1 protein-coding gene and 1 pseudogene are annotated in these 1907 nt (G+C 68.9%); both read right to left on the reverse strand.

Annotated elements, in window-relative coordinates:
• Positions 1 to 227: 227 nt before the first annotated feature.
• A complete protein-coding gene (locus ACIQU6_RS44615; RefSeq protein ID WP_403488446.1) occupies positions 228 to 935 on the reverse strand; it encodes a transposase in 708 nt (235 codons plus the stop codon).
• Positions 936 to 1102: 167 nt separating this feature from the next.
• A pseudogene (locus ACIQU6_RS44620) lies at positions 1103 to 1858 on the reverse strand (ISL3 family transposase); the annotation flags it as partial.
• Between the last annotated feature and the right edge of the window lie 49 nt (positions 1859 to 1907).

Below are 1907 nucleotides of genomic sequence, written 5' to 3' on the forward strand. Positions count from 1 at the left end.
ACCCGGGCCAGCGTCCACCGCTGATCCTCCCACCCGTACGCCGTCGGCCCCGCCCGCAAAAGACCATCCAGCTCCCGTTCCTGCTCTGCACTCAGATACGAGTTGCCGCCCGGCCCCTTGGACAGCAGAGCCTCCCGGCCACCCTCGGCCCAAGCCCGATGCCACAGGCTGACCGCTGTGAGCGATCACGAAATTCGGCTCAGTCGCTGATCTTGTGATCGGGCGGGTCAGGATCTCTGCAGGATGCGGGTGCGAAGGAGATCGAAGTTCGCCCGGCCATATCCATCCCTTTTGATCCGTTTCACCCTCGTGTTCTGCCCCTCGACCTGGCCGGAGCTCCAGGAGCTGGACAGGCCGGCGATGACGGCGTCCTGGTCCCGGCGCAGGCCGTTGACCAGGGAGTGCAGTGCGGGCAGGTCGTCGTGTTCGACGCGTTCCATCCAGGCGGGGAGGTCGCTGCCGGTCAGGTCCCGCAGCATCGTCGCGAAGTCGCGGACGTGCTGGGTGACCGCGTCCAGCTCGGGACAGCCCGCACGGATCTCCTTGAGCGCGAGGGCGTCCTCGGCTGGGAGGTTGCCGGGGTTCGTCATGATCCATCTGACGATGCGGCGGGGCCGCGGAGCCTCACGGGGCGCTGCCGGTGCGGCGGCGGTGGATTTGAAGGGGCGAAGGTAGCGCCGGGTGGTCTGGATGCTGCCTGGGAAGCCCATGGCCTGGATTTCCTGGTGGAGTTGTGTGCTGTCGCGGCAGCCGTCGTTCCACCGCTGGTGGAGGTGGGCCGTGTACGGGTCGAGGATGCTGGCTCTGTTCGTCGCGTTGACCAGCAGTTCGTCGATGCTGGTGGCGCGGGCGAAGCGGCGCACGGTGGACCGGTCCAGCCGCAGCGTCCGGCAGATTCCTTCCAACGAGCTGCCGTCGGCCAGGAGTTGCTGCACGGCGGCGTACCGCTCCTTCGTCCGGGTGACCAGGCGGCGCTCGCGTCCGCAGACGTCCAGCGTGGAGCCGGTGGAAGGCGGCGGCAGCTGCCAGATATCGTCCCGGGCGGCGGGTCGGGCGGTAGGGTGTTCGCGAACACGCTGCGGATGCAGGCGTGATGGGTGCCGACGGTCTTCTCCACCGCTTCACCGAGGTTCTTCCACAAGTGCCAGCCATCAGCGATCTGTGTCGCTTGCGGGGCTCCCGTGCGGGCGCCCTCGGCGTAGGCCCCGCCGCGGTCCCTGCAAATGATCTCTACCTCGGGGTGGTCGCGAAGCCAGGCGGCCAGTGGTTCGGCCTCGCGTCCCGGCAGCACGTCGACGGGCCGCCGCCGTTCCAGATCCACCAAGATCGTCGAGTATGAGTCGCCCCTGCGCATGGCGAAATCGTCAACACCCAGCACTCGCACCTGCCCGACGGGCTCCTCGGGAAGGGCCCGGAGGAGGCGTAACAGCGTGTCCTTCGCCGCCGGGACTCCCAGGGCCGCCGCGAGCCGGCTCCCCGGCCGCCCGGCCAGCGCCACCGCGATGCTGGTCAGCATCCCGCGCAGCAGCGGGGTGAAGCGGGCATGCGGGCTGGTCAGCCCGGCGACCTGTTCGACGAACGTCACGGCCGCGCACGCGGCGTTGAGGCACCGGAACCGGCGCACCAGCAGCTTGATCACTACCCGGGCGCCGCTGATCGCCGCGTCCGACAACCGGCGCAGATACCGGCCGTGCACCCGTACTGAGGAACTGCCGCAGTGCGGGCACAGTCCATCGGCCGCACGCGCGCGGGCATGCAGGGTGATCCCGCCGACCGACCGCTCCACCAACTCCACCACGACACCCGCCAGATCAGGGCTGTTGCAAAGTCTTGGGGGTTCCACGAATCTGCAGGTCACAGCTGGGTGACGGTCTGTCAGGATGGCCTCTCCGTATGCAACGAAGCTC

It is taken from the genome of Streptomyces sp. NPDC090442, from assembly GCF_044769405.1.
In the GTDB taxonomy this organism is placed as follows: Bacteria; Actinomycetota; Actinomycetes; order Streptomycetales; family Streptomycetaceae; genus Streptomyces.